The sequence below is a fragment of the Micrococcoides hystricis genome (genome assembly GCF_042434215.1).
GTDB lineage: Bacteria > Actinomycetota > Actinomycetes > Actinomycetales > Micrococcaceae > Micrococcoides > Micrococcoides hystricis.
The window spans coordinates 105963-130183 of record NZ_JBHLUB010000028.1; the positions used below are offsets into that span (position 1 = coordinate 105963).

The following is a 24221-nucleotide window of genomic DNA, read 5'->3' on the forward strand; positions in this document are numbered from 1 at the left end:
GGGTGGGGGCTGGTTAGGCGCGTGGCAGTTCAGGGTTGAGATCAGCGATCTCGGCGGCCTGAATCTTGCCACCTGCCACAGCCAGTCCCTTCCCGAGGGCCGCATCAGCCCGCAACGCCTGCTTGATGCCAAGTTTGGCCAGCTTCAGCACGTACGGCAGGGTGGCGTTTGTCAGGGCCGAGGTCGAGGTAGCGGGTACCGCGCCAGGCATGTTGGAGACACAGTAGAAAATGGTTTCTCCCACCGTGTAAGTCGGTTCCTGATGGGTAGTCGGGCGAGAATCCTCAAAGACACCACCCTGATCCACCGCAATATCGACGAGCACGGAGCCCGGGCGCATCCGCTGAACAAGCTCGCTTGAGACAAGACGCGGGGTCTTCGCGCCCGGCAACAGGACCGCACCGATCACCACATCGGACTCCAGAACAGCGCGTTCGACCTCCAGAGAGTTCGAAGCAACCGTCTTGACGCGGCCACGGTAAAGCTCATCAATGTGGCGCAGCCGCTGCAGCGAAAGATCGAGGACAGTAACTTCGGCGCCCATCGCCACAGCCTGGTTCACCGCATTCAAGCCTGCTTGTCCGCCGCCGATGACGCAGAACTTCGCCGGCCGCACGCCGGGAACGCCGGGGGCCAAGAGACCGGAACCGCCCTGATGGCTGAACAGATGATAGGAGCCGACGATGGCGGCCATGCGGCCTGCAATCTCACTCATGGGTGCCAGCAGTGGAAGCGAACGGTCTGGCAACTGCACCGTCTCGTAGGCGATGGCGGTGGTGCCAGAGTTGACTAGTTCTTCCACCAGGCGTGGGTTGGCTGCCAAGTGCAAATAGGCGAAAACGGTTTGGTCGGCACGCAAGAACTGAAATTCGTCCGGTGTCGGTTCTTTGACCTTCAGAACCAACTCGGCGCCCCAAGCGCCTGCCGTGTCGACAACGGTGGCTCCGGCCTGTTCGTAGTCCTGATTGGTGATCCCGGAGCCAAGCCCTGCGTCCGCTTCTACGGAGACTGAGTGGCCTGCGTGGACTAATTCCCGCACCCCCGCCGGGGTCAAGGCAACCCGTCGTTCTTGATTCAAGGTCTCAGCGGGAACACCAATATACATATAACTTCCGTATCGTCGGCAGGCAGTTCAATTGATGCCAGTGTACCGGCTCACAGTTGGGCCACGCTGCAACCTACGCCACATTCAAGGCTCGGCCTAAACAAGTGCTCTGCGTAAGCGGAAGTTGATCTATCCCTGTGGTTTCTCTTCCTGAAAGAGGGAGTCGCAGCCGAAGCCGTTGGGGTTTTCGTCGCAGTTTTCATCGACCGGGTAGACCTTTTTGCGCCAGATATCCATGGATGCTGTTTCCGAAGGGATCTCTAAGAACCCCACCACGGGCACCCACTCCCCAGCGCCGACCCGGAATTGTCCGCCATATGACACCGTGACTTGGGCGGTGTAGGTGCCGGTCTCGGTGTAGGCGTGACTGGTCTTGGTCTCACCTTCAAAGGTGCTGTCCACGGCCCCGCCACCGGTGGTGGTGGTTTGGGTGCTGCCATCTCCGTAATCCCACAGATACGACACCGGGGTGAGCTTGATCTGAACCTGCTGGCCCAGCATGGTGATGGTTCGGGTGATTTCCCCGGCTTCGGTCCACATATGGATCGGTTGCTTGCGCAACCCGACGTATTTGCCCTCGCGCTTAAAATTCGCAGACAACACCTTCGTGGGCGAAACCTTCAACTTTTGCAGGTCCTCAAGGGTGACGACGATCTGGACGGTTTGGCCTTCGGCTGGTTCGACTACGGTGCCGGGGGCTGCTTCAACATCATCGGTGGCGCTGCACCATTGATGACCGGTTGGGATCTTGGTGTTGTTGTTCCCGATCCGGTATTCCACCATCAGGTACTGTCCGTCAGGGCATAGACCTAGATCGGTTTGCATGCACTCAACATCAAGGGCATCAGTCTCTGATAGCTGGGTGCAGTACGGCAACGAAACCGTCGGCGGCTTCTTCGGCGCCACAGGCTGATGGGCTTGTTGCTGCTTTTTAGGGACGGGCGCACCATCGAAATAAGTCATCGCAGGAGACGCCTTTTCATTCACGATGACGCTATGAGTTTTTCCTTCAACTTGCGCCCCAGAACCCATCATGTTGCTGCTAAAGTCTGACTCTGGAACAGGTGTCTGGGCAACGGCTGCTCCCAGACACAAGATCAGCGAAGTAAATCGAATCATTCGACTTCTTCAATCGAGTAGCTCTGGAATTTCATGACGACATTCCGTTTTTTCTCCGGCCAATACTGAACCCAAATAGTTCCTTTTGCTTCGCTCGATTTGTCAATTTGAGGCTCTCGTCCGGTCTCCTTTGGGTAGACCACGGTATTTTCATGCTCGACCGTTACGTAGTTAATTCGGTATTGGCCTTTTTCATCAGCCTCGGGTTGTTCTTGGAACTTTCTTGAAATATCAGGGCCACTGATGACCCATCCTCCGGATTCGTAGAATTTTTCCGCGTTGCTTTGATACATCCAGCACTCATGACAATCGGGGTACGAAACCTCGTCTAGGACAGTGCTTTTGCCTGTTTGTTTGGCGTAGAGCAACCCATCGATGAAGTAATTAACAGCCGCTTCTCGACCTTCCTTGTTGTCCTTCTTGCCCGCTTCCGGATACTTGGGGACGGGAACGTTTTGCGCAGGATGCTCAAGCGTAGCTGGCTTGTATTCTTTGGCTGTAGCTGGAGACGATTCATTCTTGGCCGGAGATTCTCCGGATTTGGGAGTTTCAGAAGCAGAGCTAGAACTTTCCGGAGATGGTGTCTGCTCCGGAGTGTCGTCGCCACCGCAGGCAGTTACGAGAAATAGGGGAGCAGCCAAGGCTAATGCCAAGATTCGCTTCGTCAACTTCACAAGAATCTCCAACGTGGCGGCAGTCACTAATTTTCAGGTGGGCACCACTTTAGCCACGTCTTTCGATCCTCACGAAGCGTTGTCCACAGTGTTGCTCGCCCCGCGCTCTTGCGGAAAACCGCAATGGAGCCTTGAATTCACGGCTAACACGCTCAAACACATAGAAAAACCCCGTCGACTATGACGTTACGTGAACGTCTAGCCGACGGGGTGCTGAATCTTTAGTTATTGAGTCTAAGCATTAGTTCTTGGACTCGGTAGGGGTACGCAGCTCAGCGCCGATGAACCAAGACTGCTGTTCCAACTTGTCAATGTATTCGTGCAGGATGTCAGCAGAAGTTGGGTCATCCTCGTCAACGGCATCGTGCACGTCGCGGATGGTTGCGACCGTGGTGTCGATTGCCTTCACAACCAGCTCGATGGCGTCATGGGTGAGGATCTCACCTTCAGGGAATTCATCGATTGCGCTCTGGGACGCGACGACGGCGGCACGACCATCCGGAACCGCGTGCATGGCGCGCATCCGCTCTGCGATCACATCGGTGGCATCGCGGGCGATGTCGACAACTTCGTCGAGATTCAGGTGTAAATCGCGGAAATTCGGGCCAACGATGTTCCAATGGGCCTGCTTGCCGACCAAGTTCAAGTTGATCATATCGACCAAGACCAGCTGCATCGATTTGCGCAGGCGAGCCGGTGCCTTGAAGCCGCTCTCGGCGTTCTGCCGCTTAGTGCCGGCGCTTCCATGTGGGGTAGGTACGGTTACGGTTTCCTTCTTAGCTGACATGCAAAATTCTCCTAGGCAGTCAATGTTTCGCACATCCCGTCAGCCTCTAGGCAGGGATGGCGTGGAACCAATGCTCCGACACCCCTGACACTAGTAAGCGTGCTTCGTTCTATGCAAGATGAGAGCGTCGAGTTTCACGATCAGAGAAGTCAGAGAAGTAAGCCCGCTTCCCAGATTCGCTCTACTGCCTCCGACCCCGCGGACAGACGCGGGCCAAGCTTGGTAAACAACCGTCGCAGCGCTCCCGGTTTGATGGTGGTGAACCCGGCGATGCCAAGTGCAGCCTGACGTTGACGATCCGCCGCATGCCACAGATTCTCAGCGGCCCACACACCCGACCAAAACCGCGCCCGAGCCACATACATGGAGGGCGATTCGATGCCCTCGGCCTCGAGCAGCCCCCGCTCCTGAAGAGAAGCCACAACCGGTTCCAAGATTTGCTCACCGTGCCACAAACTCAGATGCATCAGATTGATGGCCGGGTCCCACCGACTGGCAAGATCCCAATCTAAGACCCCGGTCACGGCAGAAAGCTCCTCGTTCCAGACCATGTTTTGGCCCGCCAAGTCACCATGTACCAGTCCTAGCTTCGAGTCGAATCCTAGCGGATGGTTTATGAGAGTCCGCAGCAGTAGGGAAGTGGCGGCCATGAGCTCCGGTGCCTGCTCTCCAATGAACTCGAGGACGGTAGCTGTCTTGGCAGTGGTCCATTGACCACGGTAGGAAAAGGGCGGGGCCAAGTCCGCTTCTACCGTCTCGATCGGCACCTGCTGCAAGGCTTCAAGCACATCGGCTAACGCTTTCGTCATCACCCCCAAGTCGTCACCGCCGCGTGCGAACTCACCTGGGTTACCTCGCGCCGGCGGATGATCCCGACCGTCGATGAAACTGAACGCCATCGCCGGACCCAAGCCCGTCTGATGCACTGTGCCGAGCGGTTCCGGAATCCTGACTCCGGTTCCGGCTAGGCCCCGAGCCAACGCGGGGTGTAGCCGCCCCATCCGTTCCAGTGCCGCGGCCGAGTCCGGACGTCGTCCGAAGCGAATCACGGCCCGACCAGCCTGCTCTGACGCTGGGGATCCAGGTTGAACCGGTGCGCTGATCGCTACTCGGTAGGCAGAGCCTTGCTCGGTCATCTGTCCGCCAGACCAGCGGGCGGCCGGAAATATTCCCGTACAGAGTGTGACTTCTTCGTCAGACAAATCCCGAGCCATCTGCTCTCCAATGCACTAAAATAGATGCTGATGTTGCGAACAATGTTTAAATCCAAGATCCACCGGGCCACTGTCACCGAGGCTGACCTGCACTACGTCGGCTCCGTCACGGTGGACCTTGACCTGCTCGAAGCCGCCGACATCCTACCCGGAGAGCTCGTGTCCATCGTGGACATCAACAACGGCTCCCGGCTGGAAACCTATACTATCCCCGGCGAACGTGGCTCCGGCGTCATCGGCATCAACGGTGCTGCCGCGCACTTGGTCAAGCCCGGAGACCTGGTCATTCTGATCACCTACGCGCAGATGACCGATGCCGAGGCCAAGACCTTCGTCCCGAACGTTGTTCACGTCGATGAGAACAACAAGATCATTACCATCGGGGAAGACCCAGCCGAGGCCATCGGACCGAACCAGCAGACCCCTCCACACGCACTCTCCTCCGAATCCGTGCGCGACGAGGAAGCCGAGGAGAAACTCCTGCCCGCTGGACACCCGGAGCCCGTCGCGTAACCTCGCGGCCGCCAACCCATCCCTGAAGCTCCCACGCGAGTGACACCAACCCCAGCAGCGACACGTCCTACCCGGCGCTACCTGTACTGGGAGTTGGTGATCGTCCTTGCCCTCTCACTGGGCAAATCCGGCATCTATGCCATCGTCAACCTCGCCGAACGGTACTGGCGAGACATCGCGGGTCAAACCGTCACCCTCAACAAGGCGCAAGCCGATACCCAAGTCTTTGACCTGATCTATCAACTGCTGGGGATCTTCTTTGCACTCGTCCCGGTCGCCCTTGTGATCTACCTGTTCGCTAGGGAGGGACGCTCCCTGCTGCGCGAATCCGGTGTCTTCGGACCGCGCCGGGCCGTCCTCCTCGACTGGCTCCACGGCCTAGCCATCTTCCTCATCATCGGGTTCGGCACCCTCGGGGTCTACCACCTCTCCCGAGCGCTCAACCTCTCACCTCCGGTCGAATACGCAGCCGGCACCCTCTACCCGCACGAAGTCCTCGTGCTCATTCTCCGCGCATTCGAGAACGGGATCCTCGAAGAACTCATCGTCATCGCCTACCTCTTCCTACGCGCCAAAGACCTCGGCCTCATCCCAGCTCTGCCAACCAAACTGACCGCCCTGACCACCCCCACCATCTGGGTGCTCATCGCCACCAGCCTCATTCGCGCCAGCTACCACCTCTACCAAGGCATCGGAGCCGGCATCGGCAACTTCCTCATGGGCCTGCTCTTCGGTGCCTACTTCCTGCGCCGCGGACGGGTGGCACCGCTCATCATCGCCCACATCATCATCGACCTCGTCGGCTTCCTCGGCTTCCGTTTCTTCGGCCCGTTCCTCGGCCTCGGCACCTAACCCAAGGCCCGGCTGAACCCGGCGCAAGCGCCAGCCCACACGCTCTGCTCCACAGCCCGCTGACCGGTACGTACTATCCTCAAGCGCCCGAGGACGATCTCTGCCAGTTGCCCTAGCTCGTCATACCGTGGTTTCACGTTCGCACCACCAAGCACACGTTAGGGAGGAACTCGTGGGCGCCACCAGCATCGCAGCCGAAGCCACCGTCACCACCGAACTCTCCCTGCCAGAGCTGGCGAATGCAATCGAAGAGACTGAAAAACTGGCTCGTCGGTGCGCCGCCGAAAGCTACGCCCACGGTTTCCGCTTCCTCCTGACTACGATGCGGCAAGAACGCCCAACCTTCAGTCCGGAAGAGCTCACCCCACATTTTCTGCAACACGTCGATAAGGGCAAACTACTGCGCAAGGCCGCACCCAGCTTCGCCCAGCTCAAAGGCATCACTGACCGCAAAGCCGCACACTTTCTCCACCTTGCGGTCAACCTCATCCAGCACGCACCCGAACTCATCAACAAACTAGCCGCCGGGCAGATCCCAGCCGAACACGTCCGGGTAGCGGGCGAAAAGCTCAAGTCCGTCACCCCGCCCAACCCGAGTCGTGACGCCGACGGCCACCCCTGGGATCCAGAAGCCTACCCGCAAGCCGTCCTGGACACCGACAACGCCAAGGACCTGCTCGGCGCTAGACTCACCGAGCTGGCGGCACCGGGCATCCCCGAACAGGACTTCACCACCGAAGCCGCACGCCTCCGGGAAACGCATCACCCGCACAACCCAACCGCTCGGCATGCCACCGCGTTGAAGCGCCGCTACCTGCGCATCGGACCAGCGAGGGATGGGATGAGTAAGCTCGAGGCACTCATCAGCTCCGACGACGCTGACCAACTCGTGCAACGGCTACGGCATCGAGCAAAAACCGCCAGTCGGCAACAGGGCGAAACCCGGACGATCCGCCAACTCGAAGTCGATCTTCTCCTCGAAGCTGTCCAGAATACCGCTGAGCAGAACACCCCGAGCGCAGGCCATGACGAGCCCCCAACGCATAAGGACACAGCCGATTCAGTCATTCGCGTTGCTGAAGTGCAGTCTCCGCAGCCGTTACTGCCCGGCCTCGACACCGGCCCCCAAAGTCCCACCTTGAAGCCGCAAAACAGCAATGTTTGCAGCTGCCAGCAAGCCGGGGGACACGACCGTCCTCAATCCGGACGCAACGTGATGGTCTACCTAAACTACTCTTTCGAAGCGTGGATCCTCTCCGGCGGAACGATCGCCGACGGCCAGCTTGAATTCATGAAGAGCTACGATCCGCACCTATGGGAACAAGCCCAACGCAACCGCCAATACCACCTGAGAGCGCCTGCTTCTCGGAGCGGTTCGCACCCACCGGGCGTCAACGAATCCGGAGCCCGCGCAACCAACATCGGCACCGGCCAACAGCTCAGCCCCGAACTCAGCGCCGCCCTGTTACCGCAGGCAGCCATGATGCAGGCAATCATCACCCACCCGGCTACCGGTTACCCCATCGGCTTGGGCAAACGTGCCCGCCACCCGAATAGACGCGTCAAAGACTTATTGCTCTACCGTGACCGACATTGTCGGTTCCCCGGCTGCCACGTTCCCGGCACCGACTGCGAGGTCGACCACGTCCACGATTGGGTGCTGAGTAACACCTCAGAACTTTACGGCCTGGCATTGCTCTGCAAACAGCATCACGGCGGCAAAACGGCGCGTTGGTGGCAGGTCGAACCCAAACCAGAGTTAGGCGACGGGGTTCTAGAATTCACCTTCAACACCGGCAAGAAAATTCTCACCCATCCGCAGCAGCCACTAGACCCACGGGCGTGGGCAGACATCAGACAACAACTGGAGACCCCGCCCTTCTAAGGCCGCCGTACACACCACTTAAAGATGGAAGCCGCGAACCACCGTCCTTGGTCGTTCGCGGCTTCCGCGCAGCAACCGCCTATATCAGCGTTTCTGCAGGATCGTTTAGAGGGTGATCTCACCCAGCGGGGTATTGAAGGTCACGGACATCAGACCCGGGTGACCGGATGGGTTGACGTACTCCACCTCGAGGTCTTCAACCTTCTCATCGTCATGCAGGCCCAGCCACTCGCGGACGCGCGGACGGGAGCCGGCAATGACAATCTTGCGGATCTCGGCCTGTGGCTCGGAAGCGCGAGACGGGTGGAGTTCTTCCATCCCATCGTCCCACTGCAGCATGTACGGCACCTGCGGGTCGGCGATGAGGCCGCGGATACCGATCTGACGCCAAGTGAGTTCCTGACCATCGGGGAATTTTCGGTTACCCGGAACGGCATTGCGCTCCAAGCGTTCTTCAAAGGGGGCTAGATCGTCCACAGCGACGGCCCATCCCAGCCAGCCGCCACCCATTTCTGAGCGGGCGCGCACGGCCTGACCAAATGGAGCTTCCAGAGCTGCCGGGTGCTCAAGCACCTCGACGACTTCGAGGTACTGCGTCTTCGCCATCGGGAAAATGGCGTTACGGGTACCAAAGCGGGGGTGAATACCGCCCTTGACTCGGTCGATCCCCAGTGCTTCCGAAATTCGGGCAACCGTAGCATCGAGACCGTCAGGGCCACAAGCGTACGAAACGTGATCCAAGCGCATCATGTTCCTATGGTGTCACTCATCACACCGCGTTTCAGCTTAGGTAAGCCTAACATTACGTTTTTAGCGTCTCTCACCCGCGCCAACTTGCACAAGGGGAGTGCTCTATCTGAGAATGGAAACCAAGGTCATGAGTACCAGCGTCAAACCCCGGTTTGCTGGTCGGCAACCCTCACGCTCGCGGTGGGGTGCCCCGGGTGAAGACCTGGCAGATTCAATACACAGTGCTACACCGTTGTCAGAACCTGCAAGCGCGGGCCTTATAGATGGGGCCCTTTGGAATGCGCTATTGAGAACGCTAACCATACCGAGTTCAGGTGCGGGCCACCGGGATTTCTCCCACAGGTCCACACACTGGGGCGGTGCTTTCCGAAAGGGAGAAAATACACATGTCCGAACAGAAGTTTGAGACCCTCCAGATTCACGCTGGCATGGCCCCGGACCCAACCTACGGTGCCCGGACCCTGCCGATCTACCAGTCCAACGCTTTTGTCTTCCCTTCGGCCGATGTCGCCGCCAACCGCTTCGCGCTCTCCGAATTGGGGCAGATTTACACCCGCATCACCAACCCCACCAACGATGCGGTGGAGAACAAGATCGCCGCGCTTGAAGGCGGTGTTGGTGCGTTGCTGCTGGCTTCCGGCCAGTCCGCCACCACCCTGGCCATCCTGAACGTGGCCGGTGCCGGCGACCATATCGTTGCCGCCGCCTCCCTGTACGGTGGCACCCAAAACCTGTTCAAGCACACCCTGAAGAAGATCGGTATCGAAACCACCTTCATTCAGGACCCGGACAACTTGGATGAGTGGCGCTCAGCCATCCAGGACAACACCAAGGCTTTCTTCGGTGAATTCGTCGCCAACCCACGTTCGGATGTCTTGGACATCTCCGGGGTTGCCGGGGTAGCCCACGACTACGGTGTGCCGTTGATCGTGGACAACACGTTGACCACCCCCTACTTGGGCCGGCCCATCGAGCACGGTGCCGACATCGTCACCCACTCGGCCACCAAGTTCCTGGGCGGACACGCCACCGCAATGGGCGGTGTGATCGTCGACTCCGGTAACTTCGACTACGCCCAGTATCCGGAGCGTTTCCCCGGCTTCAATGAGCCCGATGAGTCCTACAACGGTCTGGTCTACGCCCGCGACCTCGGCGTTGGATCCGCCTTCGGAGCCAACCTGTCCTACATCTTGAAGGCACGGGTCCAGCTGCTGCGTGACTTGGGCCCGTCCATCTCCCCGCACAACGCTTTCGAAATCAACCTGGGTCTGGAAACGCTGTCCCTGCGGATGGAACGCCACGTGGAGAACGCCGCCAAGGTTGCGGCCTGGTTGGATGAGCGCGAAGACGCGAACAACATCGCCTTCGCCGGCCTGCCATCCTCGCCGTGGTACGAACGCGGTAAGCAACTGCTACCAAAGGGCGTCGGCTCCATCATTTCCTTCGAGCTCGATGGCGGCCGTGAAGCCGGTATCCGCTTCGTGGATGCGTTGAAGCTGCACTCCAATGTGGCCAATGTTGGGGATGTCCGTTCGCTGGTCATTCACCCGGCTTCCACCACGCACTCTCAGCTCACTGATCCCGAACAGCTCGCCGCCGGGGTCAACCCGTCGCTGGTGCGCCTGTCGGTCGGGCTAGAACACATTGATGACATCATTGCTGACTTGGAGCTGGGCTTCGCCGCTGCGGCGGACGGCGCCTAACCCCATCCACACGGCAGCTGAGAACGCCGAGGGAAGAAAGCTAAGGCCACCCCATGACTCTGTCGGTTGAAGATACCCGGATGATCTACCAAGACGGTCCGCAAAAGAAGGCCCGGATCGGTACCTTTGACTTCGAAACCGGTGCCCGTCTGAAGAACGTAGAAATTGCGTTCGAGACGTGGGGCACCTTGAACGAAGCCGGTACCAACGCCGTGCTGATTGTCCATGCCCTCACCGGGGACACCCACGTCACCGCGTCTCCTGAGAACCCGGCACCGGGTTGGTGGGAACAGCTCGTCGGCCCGGGCAAGCCCATCGACACTAACCACTGGTTTGTCGTCGCGCCGAACATCCTAGGCGGCTGCTACGGCTCCACCGGCCCGGCATCGCTGGATGAATACGGGCTGCCGTACGGCTCCCGATTCCCGTTCGTGACGATCCGGGATTCGGTGCGTGCGGAGGCCGCCATGGCGGATCTGCTGGGGATCAAATCGTTCAAGGCTGTCATTGGGGGCTCACTCGGGGGCGCTCGCGCTCTCGAGTGGGCGGCCACCTACCCGGATCGGGTCGAGGGCGCGGCCGTCATCGCCTCAAACGCCTACACCACCGCGGAACAGATCGCGTTCTCCCAGGCCCAAATCAACGCCATCCAGCTGGACCCGCTCTATAACGACGGGGACTACTATGCTGGGGCCGCTCCCACCGGTGGGCTGGGCATTGCCCGGCGCATCGCCCACATCACCTACCGCTCCGAGGGCGAGCTCGGCGGCCGGTTCGGGCGCAAACACCAAGAGGCGGAAAACCCCTTGGGTTGGCCGCAGCGCCGCCAAGGCCGCTACCAGATCGAGTCCTATTTGGACTACCAAGCCGCCAAACTGGTGGACCGTTTCGATGCAAACTCCTACGTCTCCATCACCGAGTCGTTGATGACGCACGACGTCGGACGGGACCGCGGGGGACTGGCCAACGCATTGGCGCAGGTCAAAGCAAAAATGTTCATCTGTGCCGTCACCTCGGACCGGCTGTTCTTCCCGGAACAGTCTGAAGAGCTGGCCAACCTGTTGCCGGAAGTTGAGGGGCAACCGGTTCCCGTGCATATGATTGACTCACCCATTGGCCACGACGGTTTCCTGACGCAAATCGAGCAGGTTGCCGATGCCATGGTTGAGACCCTGGGACTTCAAGCGGAATAGCACCACCACAAACCGCGCCGCCGTAAGTCCCACCAACGTAGCAGCAGGAGTACCCGCTTTCGCATGAACGTCCGCGACTATTTTGAAAACCCCGTCGTCGAATACTCCCGCCAAGATCAAGAGCGGCCCGGCACCGACCTATTGGTGCTGCTGCACGGTTACGGCGCGGATGAGCTGGACCTGATGGGGCTGGCCCCGCACCTGCCGCAGCACTACACCATCGCGTCGGTCCGGGCCCCGCTAGCCATACAGCCCGGCTACACGTGGTACCCGCTGGATCAGAACTTCGAGACAAACCCTGCGGATGTATTGGCCGCCATCACCGGGCTGGACAGCTGGCTGGCCGCCCAAGCGGAGCAGTACGCCGCAATCACCCTGCTGGGTTTCTCCATGGGGATGTCGATGGCAACCTCGATGGTGCGGATGGCCCCGGAACGCTACAAGGCCCTGGTGGGGCTGTCCGGTTTCGCCATCAATCCGGAGTCTTCACCGCAGATCGCAGAGCTCTTTGACGACGAGGCACTGGCCGCCCGCTCCCCGAAACTGCCCATGTTCTGGGGCCGGGACCAGGCCGACCCGGTCATCCGCCAACACTTGGTGGACTACACCCACGGGTGGGTCCAAGACCACGTGGATCTGACCAAGGTGGTCTACGCCAACATGGGCCACGCCATCTGCGCCCAAGAACTCGGGCACATCGGCGAATTCTTGAATTTCGTCGCCGCTCGAACTGCCTAACCGGGATCCCAAAGGCTTGCGCCGTTTTCGGCTAGAGCATCTGCGCTAAAGCCGCCAAGGCATCGGCGCCCACCAGCTCACCGGGCAGCAGCAGCACCTGAGTGATCTGGACCGAGTCAGGCAACTCATCGCGCAGCTGCGCCACGTACTGCTCCTCGAGCGCGGCCCGTTCCGCCAAGAATTGACCCTGATCGGTGGGGGAGCGCCGGTTCACCACGGCGCCAGCAACCTTGACCTTGGTCGCCACCAGCTGCGCGTGCAGTTCCACCGTTTCTAAGACCGGGAGCCGTTCGGCAGTCAGCACCATGACAAAACAGGTGAGCGTTTGATCGGTGAGGACCTCACGCAGCTGCCTGAACCGGGCTTGGCGGCGCAGCAGGATCTGCCGGATCTTCTGATCCCGGGCCAGAATCGGGTCCGTCGGCGTCCCATCGGACATGACCGCGGCCCGGTCCCGATCCCGCGTAAGACCACGGACCGCCGCAGCATACTTTTCGGATTTGGTCCGGTTCTGCAGCAACCCATCGGTCCACGATGACATGATCTCCGGCAGCGCCATCAATCGAGTGGTGTGCCCGGACGGTGCCGTATCGAAAATCACCAGCTCGTAGTTTTCGAGGCCGAGCTGGATTAGGTCCGCGATGCGTTCTAAAATCGCGGCCTCATGCGTGCCCGGGGACTGGCGGGACAGGGCCAAGTACTTGTCCACCTCGCCGCGTAAATGTTCGGGCATCATGGCGTACAAGGTTTGGGCGACGGCGGCCAAATGTTCGTCGGTGGTCGCTTCCGGGTCGATCTCCACCGCGTCGAGATTCTGCTGGAGTGTGACTGGTTCCGGTCCGATGGGCTGGCCCCAGAGGTGCCCCAAGTTATGGGCCGGGTCCGTGGAGACCAGCAATGTGCTGCGTCCGGCCGCGGCGGCACCAACTGCGGTTGCCGCCGCCATGGAAGTCTTACCGACCCCGCCTTTACCGCCGAAAAAGAGCACGCGATGGGTTTGTGCCAGTTCTAGCAACATGAAATCTCTTCCAGCGGGGAGCGTTCCATCCCCATTCGTTTGTGCCACTCGTGAAAATTCTCGTACACCACCGGCAGCATCTCCATGGTGTAGTAGCTGGCCGGGTTCGGCACCCCGAGGGCCTCAGAGAGGACCATCATCATGAACAGGTCATCTTGGTCGCGCTGCAAGCGCCGGAAACTGCGCCGGTAGTTGGAGGAATAGTAATCCTCCAAGCCTGCCCCGAAGCGGCGGGCAGCGTCCCTGAACCAAGCGGAGAACCTGGTCAGGGCGCCACCGCGCCGCTTCGGCGCTGCGGATTCAGCCTCGTGGCTAGCCAACGCGGGCTTCCTCTTCGGCCGCTTCAACATCGGCGTCAATCTCTGGTGGTTCGTTCTTCGCCCGGGCCATCGCGGCAAAGGCTTCCACCACCACCCAGAGGGCGCAGACGAGGATCACGATGTCCAACACCAGCAGCAGCCAGTTACCGGCCGCGTAGAACTGACCGATCTGCACAAAGAGTGCATAGACCGTCATCGTCAACACGAACAGCAGCGGGATCAGCACCGGCAGGTATGGGCGGCGGCGCTTGATCAGCATCACCGTGATGATCGCCAGGGTCAGGGCAGCCATGATCTGGTTGGTGGTACCGAACAGCGGCCAAATGATCATGCCGCCGGCACCGCTGGGATCCGCGCCGAAGGCCAACGCCGCGGTAGCGGTCAGCACGATGACGGTCGCCACGATGGTGTTGAGCTTGAAGCCCATCAGCTGACCGACTTCAGCCACCACAAAACGTTGCAGACGCACCGAGGTGTCCATGGTGGTCGCCGCAAAAAGCACCGCCATGGTCGCCAAGATCGTGGCCGAGAGTTGGACCGGGATGCCCAGCCCGTTGTTCAGGACGGAACCGCCGGCGGTAACAAACGCGCCAATGCCACCCTGATTGAAGGCACTGTAGGTTTCCTGCCACGCCGCCAGGGTCTCGTAGCCGGCCGTGACCACAATGATGGTTCCGAGGGCCAACAGTCCTTCACCCACGGCGCCGAAGTAGCCGACAAAGCGAGAATCGGTTTCCTTATCCAGCTGCTTTGCTGAGGTACCCGAGGACACGATGCCGTGGAACCCGGAAATCGCGCCACAGGCGATGGTGACAAACAGTAGCGGCACCATCGACGGGGTGCCTTCCGGCAGCGCCGTGTTGACGGCCGGAGCGACCACGGTTGGCTGGGACACCAGGATGGAGACGTACAGAATGGCCAGGGCGATAAATAGCTGCAGACCGTTGATGTAGTCCCGAGGCTGCAGCAGCATCCACACCGGTAGCAACGAAGCAATACCCGCGTAAATGAACAGCACCACAATCCAAAACGCCCCGGCCGGTAGACCCATTACGGTCTCCGGTAGCTCGATGGGGAAGCGGTCACCCAGCATGATCAGGGCGTACAGCAGCACCACGCCCACCAAGGAAACGATCGGTAGGTTCCACTTGAACCGGTAAATCGCTTGGCCGATGCCGAGGGCGACGACGATGGCGCCCCAGGTTGGGATCACGGAGGTGGGTTGGTTGACCAACAGGTCGGAGATCACGACGGCGAAGACGGCGTTGACCATCAGCAGGAGCAAGAAAATGACCACTAGGAACAGGTTGCGTCCACGGTTTCCGATGTAGCGGCCGGAGAGCGTTCCAATGGATTGGCCCTTGTTCCGCACGGATGCCCACATGGCGCCAAAGTCGTGCATACCGGCAAAGAAGACGGTCCCGAGTGTCACCCAGAGGAAGGCTGGTAGCCAACCCCAGATGACGGCGACGGCGGGTCCGACGATGGGCGCCGCGCCGGCTACCGACGTGAAGTGGTGGCCCCAGAGCACGAATTTGTTGGTGGGCACGAAGTCCACACCGTCGGAGAGCTCGTGAGCCGGGGTCTTGAATTTGGGTTGAAGCTTAAAGACCCGTTTGGCCAAGAATTGTGAATACAGGAAGTACCCGGCTAGGACCATGCCCACGCCAAGCACCGCCAAAATGACGGAGTTCATAGAAGTCCCGTTACCTCTCGGATATGTATGTAAATAACGTTCAGATGCGAGTTGCCAAGCCGGGCACGGATTCACGGGGTGGGCGATCGTCACGGCGTGGGCGATATCCAAAGCTGGTCAAGCCTTGAGGTATGTCATTGATCCTAGAAGTGCAATTTCCGGTAAGTAAAGCCGAGAAGCCTTTTTTACTTTCGGGTAGCTGCTGGTTGGTTGCGTCCTGCGGCTAGTCTTCCGGCTGGTCGGCGAGGACACGGATCGTCGCCAGCTGGCCCGACATGGCGTCCGGGCAGGAGACCTCATCGCCGGGACGGATCTGCTTGCCGCGGCGCAATTCGACCTCGCCATTGACGTAGACCTGAGCGTCGGCGATGACGTCCCGGGCATCCACACCGGAGTCCACCACACCAGCCAGCTTCAACAACTGACCCAGCCGGATGCTCTCGTCCTTAATTTCAATCTCTAGTTCCATACTTCCTACCCTAATGCGCCCGTGTGAACGTGACGGAACGAATGAATGACCGGGTGCACATGACGGAAGATGAGGCCCTGAATTCTAGCGTGCAGGCACCCTGGCGTAGGGTATGAAGCTGTGAGTACGGAAGTTCAGAAACCGGCGCTGCCGACGACGTTAGCTCTGTTGCTATCTATGGTGGCGGGATTGGCCATTGCCGCCCAAGGACGTGTCAACGGTGCGCTGGCGTTGAAGGTGGAGCATCCGATCTACGCCTCGCTGATCTCATTCACGGTCGGTTTCATCGTGCTGCTGTCCTTCCTGACGCTGAAAAACAACCGGGCCGCGATGTCCAGAGTGCTACCGGTATTGAAAGCCAGAAAGTTCCCGTGGTTCTATCTGGGCGCAGGTATCTTCGGAGCCTACTTTGTGATTTCCCAAGCCATCGCCGCGCCCCTGTTGGGGATCGCGTTGTACACCGTGGCGGTGGTGACCGGTCAGACCCTCGGCGGTCTCGTGGTGGACTTGGCCGGCTTCGGCCCGGCCGGGCGCAAGTATCCCACCGTCGTGCGAGTCATCGGCGCCTTGCTGACCGTGGTGGCTGTGTTTTGGACGGTCTCTGACCGGCTGGTTGGTCCCGACGCGGTGGACTTTCTGCCCCTGATCTTGCCGTTCCTGGCGGGTTTCGTGAACCAGGCCCAGCAGGCGATGAACGGCATCCAAACCATGCACTACTCCTCGCCCTACCCCGGGACCGTGTTCAACTTCGTCGCCGGGACCTTGTTCCTGTTTATCGTCTGGTTTGCCGATGTTGTGCAAGGAACCCCCGTCGCGCCGCTGCCGACCGAGTGGTGGTATTACCTCGGCGGGCCACTGGGGGTGACCTTCGTCGGTCTGGGCGCCTTGCTGGTGCGCCGCCTAGGTGTGCTGGTGTTGGGGATGGGGATGATCGCCGGCCAGTTGCTGGGTTCGTTGTTGATCGACGTGCTGTTCCCGGCCCCGGGCACCGCCCTGAGCTCGGCAACCTATATCGGTACCCTGCTGACCTTTGTGGCCGTGTTGATTGCTTCCACCCCGCGCGGTGGATTCGGCGGGTATTTGCGGCTGATCTCACGCGCAAAATAGAGGAGCATCTGCGCCATCTTCCGGTACCCTTGGTAGGGTGCGGACCGCAACCCAGCGGCCCTGTAACTACCTTTACTTTGGAGCTATCACCCTCATGTCGGAAAAGAACACCGCCAAGAAATCGAATCTTGATCAAGTCATCTCGCTGGCCAAGCGCCGCGGATTCGTCTTCCAGGCTGGAGAGATCTACGGCGGATCCCGTTCCGCGTGGGATTATGGCCCCCTCGGAGCCGAGCTCAAAGAAAACATCAAGGCGCAGTGGTGGCAGACGTTTGTGCGCGGCCGTGAAGACGTCGTCGGCCTAGACTCCTCCATCATCTTGCCCCGTGCCGTGTGGGAAGCCTCCGGCCACGTGGAAACCTTCACCGACCCACTGGTGGAATGCCTGCAGTGCCACAAGCGCCACCGCCAGGACCACCTGCAGGAAGCCTACGAGGAGAAGAAAGGCGTCTGGCCGGAGACCATGGACGATGTGGTTTGCCCGGACTGTGGCACCCGCGGCAAGTTCACCGAGCCGCAGAACTTCTCCGGACTCATGAAAACCTACCTTGGCGCCGTGGATAACGAAGAGGGCCTACATTACATGCGCCCAGAAACCGCGCAGGGGATCTTCGTGAACTTCAACAACGTGGTGACCACCGCGCGGAAGAAGCCACCGTTCGGCATCGGCCAGATCGGTAAGGCGTTCCGCAATGAGATCACCCCGGGTAACTTCATCTTCCGCACCCGCGAATTCGAACAGATGGAAATCGAGTACTTCGTGCCACCTGCCGAGGCCCCACAGTTCTTCGACCAGTGGGTCGAGGACTGCTGGAACTGGTTCGTGGATCTGGGTGTGAACCCGGACAACATGCGCAAATTTGATGTGCCCGATGAGGAACGCGCCCACTATTCGGCGGCCACTATCGACTTGGAATACCGCTTCGGTTTCCAGGGTGGTGAATGGGGTGAGCTGATGGGTATCGCCAACCGCGGTGACTACGACCTGTCCCAGCACACCGAACACTCCGGCACCGGCATGAACTACTTTGATCAGGCGACCGGGGAGCGGTACACCCCGTACGTCATCGAACCGTCCTGGGGTCTGACCCGCGCACTGATGGCCTTCCTCGTTGACGCCTACGCCGAGGACGAGGCCCCCAACACCAAGGGCGGGGTGGACACCCGCACCGTGCTGCGTCTGGATCCGCGCTTGGCACCGTTCAAGGCCGCCGTGCTGCCGCTGTCCAAGAAGGAAGAGCTGGCACCGCACGCCAAGAACCTGGCCGCAGACCTGCGCAAGCGCTGGAACATTGACTACGACGACGCCGGCGCCATCGGCCGCCGCTACCGCCGCCACGATGAGATCGGTACCCCGTTCTGCGTCACCGTGGACTTCGACACCCTTGAGGACCAAGCGGTGACCATCCGTGACCGCGACTCGATGGCCCAAGAGCGGGTCTCCCTCGACAAGGTCGAAACTTACCTGGCCGAACGCATCCGCGCCTAGCGCGCAGGCAGGCACCGCCACCAACCACAACGGAGCACATGCAACCTTCTGAACAGCTGGCAGCACCCAAACCGGAACGCTCACTGGCAGAATTCCTGGCCGCCTACACGAACCCGGTGCCCCTCTTTGCAGGAACCGAGGAGGACTTACGGCACCCGAATTTGACGGTGCGTGCGTGGACCGACGGCGATGATCGGGCCCTTTTGGAGGTCTTCGGCGACCCGGAAGACCCGGCACATCACCAAGATCGGTCCCTGCTGCGTCCCCCGGCGGACAGCCCCGTCGCCCGCACCCTCGTGGTGGAGGACGATGGGGTGCCGGTGGGTGCTGCCAGCCTGTCCGAGTCCGTGTTGCATCCGCGCCGACTGTGGTTTTTCGCGGAAATCATTCCCGCCTTGCGCCGCCAAGGCCTCGCCACCCGGCTGCTGGAACTGCTCCGGACCGAACTGCCCGGCACGGCCGTGAAAATCCGGTACTCGGTGGGCACCGATGCAGCCGGTTACGCCGAACACGCCGGCTTTGCCACCATCCAAACCGTGCGTCAGGTGCTACTCAGCCCGCAAGCGCTACCCGCCCCGCAGCTGGATGAAAACAGTGACCTGCAGTTGGAGGACGTGGCCACCGGATCGGTGGAACTAACCCAGGCCGTGCAGGACTTCTACACGGCCATGCACCAGTGGGACCCGACGACGATGAGCATCGGCCAAGCCCAGCAGCTGCTCCTGGCACCGGCCACCGGAGCCTCCGGGGCCGTGGTGCTGCGAGACCGGACCCGAGCCGACGCCAAGGGCAAGGGCAACATCGTCGCCTTCGCGATCTCCTACGCGGTGCATGATCCCACCGCCGAGTCCCCAGACCACGCGGACGAGCACGGGCAAGCCCCGGTCCAGCTGCAAGCGGCCAGAGACTTCGCTGACATTTCAGATGTGCTCATCGGGTTCAACCCGGGACTGAAACCGGAACTGAACCCGGCCCAAGTCCAACACGCGCTGGGCGCGCTGCTGGGCATGCTGGTGCACCGCTACCCGGTCCGCATGGAAGTTGATGACTCAATGACCGACCTGCTGGCCGTGTTGGCCCCGGTGCTGCACAGCAAGGACGCGGCCGTGTTCCACACCGCGCACATCGCCAGCAAGTTTGATCAGCCCAACCCGGCAGGAAAGTAGGCCCACCATCGGCGCAGGTCACTCCCACTCCGGCCCGGACCGGCCACGCAGCGCTCGCGAGCGTAAACGCATCATCACCGCGCTCTGGGCCACCCTCGTGCCGGTCGCCTTGGCAACCGTGGCCGGACTGGTGCTGCTGTGGCCATCAGGCAGTTACCAAGAGCTGACCCTGCCGAACCCGTACGGCACCGCCGAGGGCGTGCAACTGGTCCGCGGCACCATCACCGCCGTCGAAGAAGTGCCCTGCACCAGCCGGGCCATCCTCGAAGACCAGCACTCCGCCGAGGTCGGCGCGGACTCCGCCCAACAAACCCAATGCCAGCGGGTCATGGTTGACCCCGATGGCGGCGGCAGCGAACACTACCCGATGATGCTGCCACCGGAAGTGACCGCCTCCGCACCCGCCGGGGTTGGAGACCGGGTCCGCGTCCTGGACCTACGGGGTCTGCCGCAGCAGGTCGCTCCCGGAACTGACAGTGGTGAAGCCGGCGAACCCGGCCAACCCAACGCACCACCGGCCCAAGCCGGTGAAGAGTTCATCTTCGTGGACTTCGAACGTTCCGTGCCCATTATCCTGCTCGGCATCGCCTACGCGTTCGTCGTCGTGCTGGTCGCCCGCTGGCGGGGCCTGCGCGCACTGGTCGGGCTCATCGGGGCCTTCATCGTGCTGGCCATCTTCATCATCCCGTCCCTGCTGGAAGGGAACTCACCCATGCTGGTGGGGCTGACCGGCTCGGTCGCCATCATGATGGTGGTGCTCTACTTCGCCCACGGATTCTCCTTGCGGACGACGACGGCGCTGCTAGGAACCCTGATCGGTTTGATCATCACCGCCGTGCTGGCCGGGTGGGGGACCGAAGCCGCCTATCTGACCGGGCTAGGGGACGAGTACTCCTATGTGCTGGCCTCCCAAGCCCCGGCCGCCCGGCTGTCCGGGATCATCCTGTGCGGGCTGCTCATCGCCGGGCTCGGGGTGCTGAATGATGTGACCATCACCCAGTCCTCGGCCGTGTGGGAACTCAATGAGATGAAACCCACAGCCTCCGCCGCGGAGCTGTTCGCCTCCGCCATGCGCATCGGCCGGGATCACATCGCTTCCACCGTGTACACCATTGCTTTCGCCTATGCCGGTGCCGCCCTGCCGGTGCTGATGGTGGTCTCCCTCTACGACCGTTCCCTCTGGGACATGCTGATCTCTGGAGAACTCGTGGAGGAAATTGTGAGAACATTGATCGGTTCGATTGGTTTGGTGTTGGCCATCCCGGCCACCACCATCATCGCGGTCCTCGTCGTCAAAGCCGTGGCCAGCCCCACGCAGCACAGCCTGCACACCAGCCAGTCACAACCTGAGCTGGCGGCAACGGGCTACGGCGCACTCGCCGGGACAACCGCGGATACACACACCTCGAAGGCGCAGCACACAACCAAGGATTCCGTCCATGACCACCACGACCACCCCCACGCAGAACCAGCAGGGCCAGCAGAGCCAAAGCCCGGCCAAGACGCTGAACCTGCCGCCGCTGAAACTGGGCAACCTGACCATCGACGTGCCCGTCGTCTTGGCACCGATGGCCGGGGTGACCAATAGGGCATTCCGCCGGCTCTGCCGCGAATACGGCGGCGGGCTGTTCGTCACCGAGATGGTGACCTCCCGCGCTCTGGTGGAGCGGAACCCGGAGTCGCTGCGCATCGTCGCCCATGACCCGGATGAGACCCCACGCTCGGTCCAGCTCTACGGGGTGGACCCGGTCACCGTCGGGGCCGCCGTGCGCATGATCGTGGAAGAAGACATTGCCGACCACGTGGACCTGAACTTTGGCTGCCCCGTGCCCAAAGTGACGCGCAAGGGTGGCGGCTCCGCCCTGCCGTGGAAGACGGACCTGTTCACCGGGATCATCAAGCGTGCCACGGAAGAGGCCGCCAAGGGCGACATCCCGCTGACCATCAAGATGCGCAAGGGCATCGACGACGACCACCTGACCTACTTGGATTCGGCCAAAATCGCCCGCGACCACGGCGTCGCGGCCGTGGCCCTGCACGGGCGCACCGCCAACCAGCATTACTCCGGCAAAGCCGACTGGGATTCGATCGCCCGGCTCCGGGAGGCCCTGCCGGATGTGCCCGTCCTAGGTAACGGGGATATTTGGTCCGCCGAGGACGCCATCGAGATGGTGGAACAGACCGGCATCGACGGCGTGGTCATTGGCCGCGGTTGCCAGGGCCGGCCTTGGCTGTTTGGGGACCTGCAGAATGCCTTCGAGGGCTCTGCCGAACGCTTCCGTCCCGGGGTCAAAGAGGTCGCAGAAACCGTGCTGCGCCACGGCCAGCTGCTGATCGACACTTTCGGTGGCGACGAAGGCAAAGGTATGCGGGATATCCGCAAGCACATCGCCTGGTATTTCAAGGGCTACCCCGTCGGCGGGAACCTGCGCTCCCAGCTGGCCAAAGTGGAAACCTTGGACCAGTTGGCCGAACTGTTGGGCAGCCTCGACCAAACCCTCCCATATCCGGGCGCGGCCGCCGAGGGCCCGCGTGGCCGGGCCGGGCACGCCAAGCGCACCCACCTGCCGGAAAACTGGTTGGACTCCCGCACCCTGAACGCAGACCATCAGGCCATGATCCACAAGGCCGAGCTGGATATCTCCGGCGGGTAGGGACACCACGGCTACACTGAGGGTGAGCCGTACACGTCAGGAAGGGTAGGGGATGAGCACCCATCAGGCCAATACCCCGTATTGGGTGAACCAGCCAGCCCTGTTTGGCAATCCCGGCCGCCCGCCCTACGCGGGGGCGGTGGGCCGACCAGAGGGCTACTCGGATGCGGACACCCAACGCTGGGTCCCCGAACCCGCCAAGTCTTCCTACCGGTCGCCCTTCGAGCGCGACCGGGCCCGGATCCTGCACTCCGCCGCCCTGCGCCGGCTCGGAGCCAAGACCCAAGTGGTGTCCCCGGCCGCCGACGACTTCGCCCGAACCCGCCTGACCCACTCACTCGAGGTCGCCCAAGTCGGCCGCTCCCTCGGCCGGTCTTTAGGCTGTGACCCCGATGTGGTGGACACCGCCTGCCTAGCCCACGACCTCGGTCACCCGCCCTTCGGCCACAACGGTGAACGCGCCTTGGACCAGTGCGCGGCCGGCATCGGCGGCTTCGAAGGCAACGCCCAAACCCTGCGTCTGCTCACCCGGCTGGAAACCAAGTCTTTCGCCGAAGACGGTTCTTCGGCGGGACTGAATCTGACCCGGGCCAGCCTTGATGCCGCCATCAAGTATCCGTGGTCTCTTGAATCGGCCCCGTACCGGAACGGTAAACAGTCCAGCAAGTTCGGGGTCTACGCGGACGACGCGGCAGTCTTCGACTGGGTTCGGGAGGCCGCACCGGCCGGCAAAGTCCCCATCGAAGGCCAAGTGATGGATCTGTCCGATGACATCGCCTACTCGGTGCACGATGTGGAGGACTCCATCGTCGCCGGCGAATTCCAGCTCGGCTGGTTGAAGACCGAGGCCGAGAGGGCGAAGGTCATCGACACCACCATCGCCTGGTACCTTCCCGGCACCCCGGCAGAGCACATCGACGCGGCCCTGAGCCGGCTGGAAGCGCTGGCCTGCTGGGTGCCTAACGCCCACGGCTCGCGGGCGGACATGGCGGCGCTGAAAAACATGACCAGCCAACTCATCGGCCGATTCTGTCAGGCCGCCTTCGGCGCAACCAGAGACACGTACGGCAACGATGTCCTCACCCGGTACAGCGCCGAACTGGTCATTCCGGAACAAACCAAGCTGGAGATCGCGGTCATGAAAGGCATCGCCGCCGCCTACGTCATGAGCGCCATGGGTCGGCAACCGATCTACCATCGGCAGCGGACGATCCTCACCGAGTTGGTCGAGTTCCTGTACCAGAACCAGGACCGCTACCTCGAACCGCTCTTTCAGGGTGACTGGCGTGCGGCCGCCGACGACGATGCCCGACTCCGCGTGGTCATCGACCAGGTAGCCTCCCTGACGGACTACACCGCCCACGAATGGCACGCCACCTTGGTCCGCGGTGCCAGCTACGAGCGGCGCCCACGCTAACGGCTGCTGGCCAAGGCCACCAGATCTGGGAGCGCTTCGGCGGCGCCGGCGCTAATCGAAACATCCATGAACGGGGTCAACTCGGAGGCCACCGGGTTGATCTCCACCACCGGGGTGCCCAAAGACGAGGCCACAAACGGTAGCGACGCCGCCGGCTGCACCACACCGCTGGTGCCCACAACCACCACCAGATCGGCTTCCGTCAACGCTTCTTCCGTGGCCTGCCACTGATCTTGCGGCAAAAACTGGCTCTTCGGAATTTTGGGTGTAGATCGGTTTTGTGATCGGGGTGTGTTGAAGGCATAAAAAGTGTCGAGGTCTTTCGAAGATGGAAGTGCTGAAACAACACATC

Annotated in this window: 23 protein-coding genes and 1 riboswitch; of the genes, 12 read left to right on the forward strand and 11 right to left on the reverse strand. The window is 61.4% G+C overall.

Annotation, left to right across the window (positions count from 1 at the left end; all coding sequences use genetic code 11):
* Window positions 1-13: 13 nt before the first annotated feature.
* From ald to ACFFFR_RS06795, 5 genes are all read right to left on the reverse strand, one after another.
* Entirely contained in the window at window positions 14-1105 is a 1092-nt protein-coding gene (ald, locus tag ACFFFR_RS06775) for an alanine dehydrogenase (protein WP_377458984.1), read from the reverse strand.
* A 129-nt stretch (window positions 1106-1234) separates the two neighbouring features.
* On the reverse strand, window positions 1235-2068 hold the full coding sequence (locus ACFFFR_RS06780) for a PKD domain-containing protein (protein WP_377458986.1): 834 nt from the start codon (window positions 2066-2068) through the stop codon (window positions 1235-1237).
* Window positions 2069-2220: 152 nt separating this feature from the next.
* Window positions 2221-2898: a DUF6318 family protein gene (locus tag ACFFFR_RS06785; RefSeq protein ID WP_377458987.1), complete on the reverse strand. Its 678-nt coding sequence runs from the start codon at window positions 2896-2898 to the stop codon at window positions 2221-2223.
* 241 nt (window positions 2899-3139) lie between these two features.
* Window positions 3140-3685: a Dps family protein gene (locus ACFFFR_RS06790; RefSeq protein ID WP_377458989.1), complete on the reverse strand. Its 546-nt coding sequence runs from the start codon at window positions 3683-3685 to the stop codon at window positions 3140-3142.
* Between the two features lie 149 nt (window positions 3686-3834).
* A complete protein-coding gene (locus tag ACFFFR_RS06795; protein ID WP_377458991.1) occupies window positions 3835-4899 on the reverse strand; it encodes a phosphotransferase family protein in 1065 nt (354 codons plus the stop codon).
* A gap of 30 nt (window positions 4900-4929) precedes the next feature.
* Here ACFFFR_RS06795 and panD point away from each other — a divergent pair, with 30 nt between their 5' ends.
* The 3 genes from panD to ACFFFR_RS06810 all read left to right on the forward strand — a co-directional run bounded on the left by panD (window position 4930) and on the right by ACFFFR_RS06810 (window position 8149).
* Complete coding sequence (panD, locus tag ACFFFR_RS06800) at window positions 4930-5412, forward strand: aspartate 1-decarboxylase (protein ID WP_377458993.1); 483 nt, start codon at window positions 4930-4932, stop codon at window positions 5410-5412.
* A 39-nt stretch (window positions 5413-5451) separates the two neighbouring features.
* Complete coding sequence (locus tag ACFFFR_RS06805; protein ID WP_377458995.1) at window positions 5452-6264, forward strand: CPBP family intramembrane glutamic endopeptidase; 813 nt, start codon at window positions 5452-5454, stop codon at window positions 6262-6264.
* A 172-nt stretch (window positions 6265-6436) separates the two neighbouring features.
* A complete protein-coding gene (locus tag ACFFFR_RS06810) occupies window positions 6437-8149 on the forward strand; it encodes an HNH endonuclease signature motif containing protein (RefSeq protein ID WP_377458996.1) in 1713 nt (570 codons plus the stop codon).
* A 105-nt stretch (window positions 8150-8254) separates the two neighbouring features.
* On the opposite strand, the gene ACFFFR_RS06815 is transcribed toward ACFFFR_RS06810, so the two are convergent.
* Window positions 8255-8899 (reverse strand): VOC family protein, encoded by a 645-nt coding sequence (locus ACFFFR_RS06815; RefSeq protein WP_377458998.1) that lies wholly within the window; start codon window positions 8897-8899, stop codon window positions 8255-8257.
* Between the two features lie 123 nt (window positions 8900-9022).
* Window positions 9023-9156: riboswitch (SAM riboswitch) on the forward strand.
* A gap of 129 nt (window positions 9157-9285) precedes the next feature.
* Between ACFFFR_RS06815 and ACFFFR_RS06820 the strand changes: the two genes are divergently transcribed.
* From ACFFFR_RS06820 to ACFFFR_RS06830, 3 genes are all read left to right on the forward strand, one after another.
* A complete protein-coding gene (locus ACFFFR_RS06820) occupies window positions 9286-10602 on the forward strand; it encodes an O-acetylhomoserine aminocarboxypropyltransferase/cysteine synthase family protein (RefSeq protein WP_377458999.1) in 1317 nt (438 codons plus the stop codon).
* 53 nt (window positions 10603-10655) lie between these two features.
* Window positions 10656-11795 carry a homoserine O-acetyltransferase MetX gene (gene metX, locus ACFFFR_RS06825; protein ID WP_377459001.1) on the forward strand — a complete coding sequence of 380 codons (1140 nt, stop codon included), beginning with the start codon at window positions 10656-10658 and terminating at the stop codon, window positions 11793-11795.
* Between the two features lie 63 nt (window positions 11796-11858).
* Window positions 11859-12533 carry an alpha/beta hydrolase gene (locus tag ACFFFR_RS06830; protein ID WP_377459002.1) on the forward strand — a complete coding sequence of 225 codons (675 nt, stop codon included), beginning with the start codon at window positions 11859-11861 and terminating at the stop codon, window positions 12531-12533.
* 31 nt (window positions 12534-12564) lie between these two features.
* Here ACFFFR_RS06830 and ACFFFR_RS06835 read toward each other — a convergent pair whose 3' ends face one another.
* The 4 genes from ACFFFR_RS06835 to ACFFFR_RS06850 form a co-directional block, all read right to left on the reverse strand.
* Window positions 12565-13551: an ArsA family ATPase gene (locus ACFFFR_RS06835; protein ID WP_377459004.1), complete on the reverse strand. Its 987-nt coding sequence runs from the start codon at window positions 13549-13551 to the stop codon at window positions 12565-12567.
* On the reverse strand, window positions 13542-13820 hold the full coding sequence (locus ACFFFR_RS06840; protein ID WP_377459033.1) for a cory-CC-star protein: 279 nt from the start codon (window positions 13818-13820) through the stop codon (window positions 13542-13544). The genes ACFFFR_RS06835 and ACFFFR_RS06840 overlap by 10 nt, the downstream gene beginning before the upstream one ends.
* Before the next feature lie 43 nt (window positions 13821-13863).
* The gene (locus ACFFFR_RS06845) at window positions 13864-15567 is read right to left on the reverse strand and encodes a carbon starvation CstA family protein (RefSeq protein ID WP_377459006.1); all 1704 of its coding nucleotides are present in this window, start codon (window positions 15565-15567) and stop codon (window positions 13864-13866) included.
* A gap of 223 nt (window positions 15568-15790) precedes the next feature.
* Window positions 15791-16036, reverse strand: coding sequence for an RNA-binding S4 domain-containing protein (locus ACFFFR_RS06850; protein WP_377459008.1), 246 nt, complete (start codon window positions 16034-16036; stop codon window positions 15791-15793).
* Between the two features lie 120 nt (window positions 16037-16156).
* Between ACFFFR_RS06850 and ACFFFR_RS06855 the strand changes: the two genes are divergently transcribed.
* From ACFFFR_RS06855 to ACFFFR_RS06880, 6 genes are all read left to right on the forward strand, one after another.
* Complete coding sequence (locus ACFFFR_RS06855) at window positions 16157-17143, forward strand: DMT family transporter (protein ID WP_377459010.1); 987 nt, start codon at window positions 16157-16159, stop codon at window positions 17141-17143.
* A 94-nt stretch (window positions 17144-17237) separates the two neighbouring features.
* Window positions 17238-18632, forward strand: coding sequence for a glycine--tRNA ligase (locus ACFFFR_RS06860; protein ID WP_377459012.1), 1395 nt, complete (start codon window positions 17238-17240; stop codon window positions 18630-18632).
* 38 nt (window positions 18633-18670) lie between these two features.
* A complete protein-coding gene (locus tag ACFFFR_RS06865) occupies window positions 18671-19798 on the forward strand; it encodes a GNAT family N-acetyltransferase (RefSeq protein ID WP_377459014.1) in 1128 nt (375 codons plus the stop codon).
* Entirely contained in the window at window positions 19770-21386 is a 1617-nt protein-coding gene (locus tag ACFFFR_RS06870; RefSeq protein ID WP_377459015.1) for a YibE/F family protein, read from the forward strand. The genes ACFFFR_RS06865 and ACFFFR_RS06870 overlap by 29 nt, the downstream gene beginning before the upstream one ends.
* On the forward strand, window positions 21325-22452 hold the full coding sequence (gene dusB / locus ACFFFR_RS06875) for a tRNA dihydrouridine synthase DusB (protein ID WP_377459035.1): 1128 nt from the start codon (window positions 21325-21327) through the stop codon (window positions 22450-22452). Before ACFFFR_RS06870 ends, dusB begins: the two co-directional genes overlap by 62 nt.
* A gap of 52 nt (window positions 22453-22504) precedes the next feature.
* Entirely contained in the window at window positions 22505-23869 is a 1365-nt protein-coding gene (locus tag ACFFFR_RS06880; RefSeq protein WP_377459017.1) for a deoxyguanosinetriphosphate triphosphohydrolase, read from the forward strand.
* On the opposite strand, the gene ACFFFR_RS06885 is transcribed toward ACFFFR_RS06880, so the two are convergent.
* Window positions 23866-24111 (reverse strand): SIR2 family protein, encoded by a 246-nt coding sequence (locus tag ACFFFR_RS06885; protein WP_377459019.1) that lies wholly within the window; start codon window positions 24109-24111, stop codon window positions 23866-23868. The two genes, ACFFFR_RS06880 and ACFFFR_RS06885, sit on opposite strands and share 4 nt — an antisense overlap.
* Between the last annotated feature and the right edge of the window lie 110 nt (window positions 24112-24221).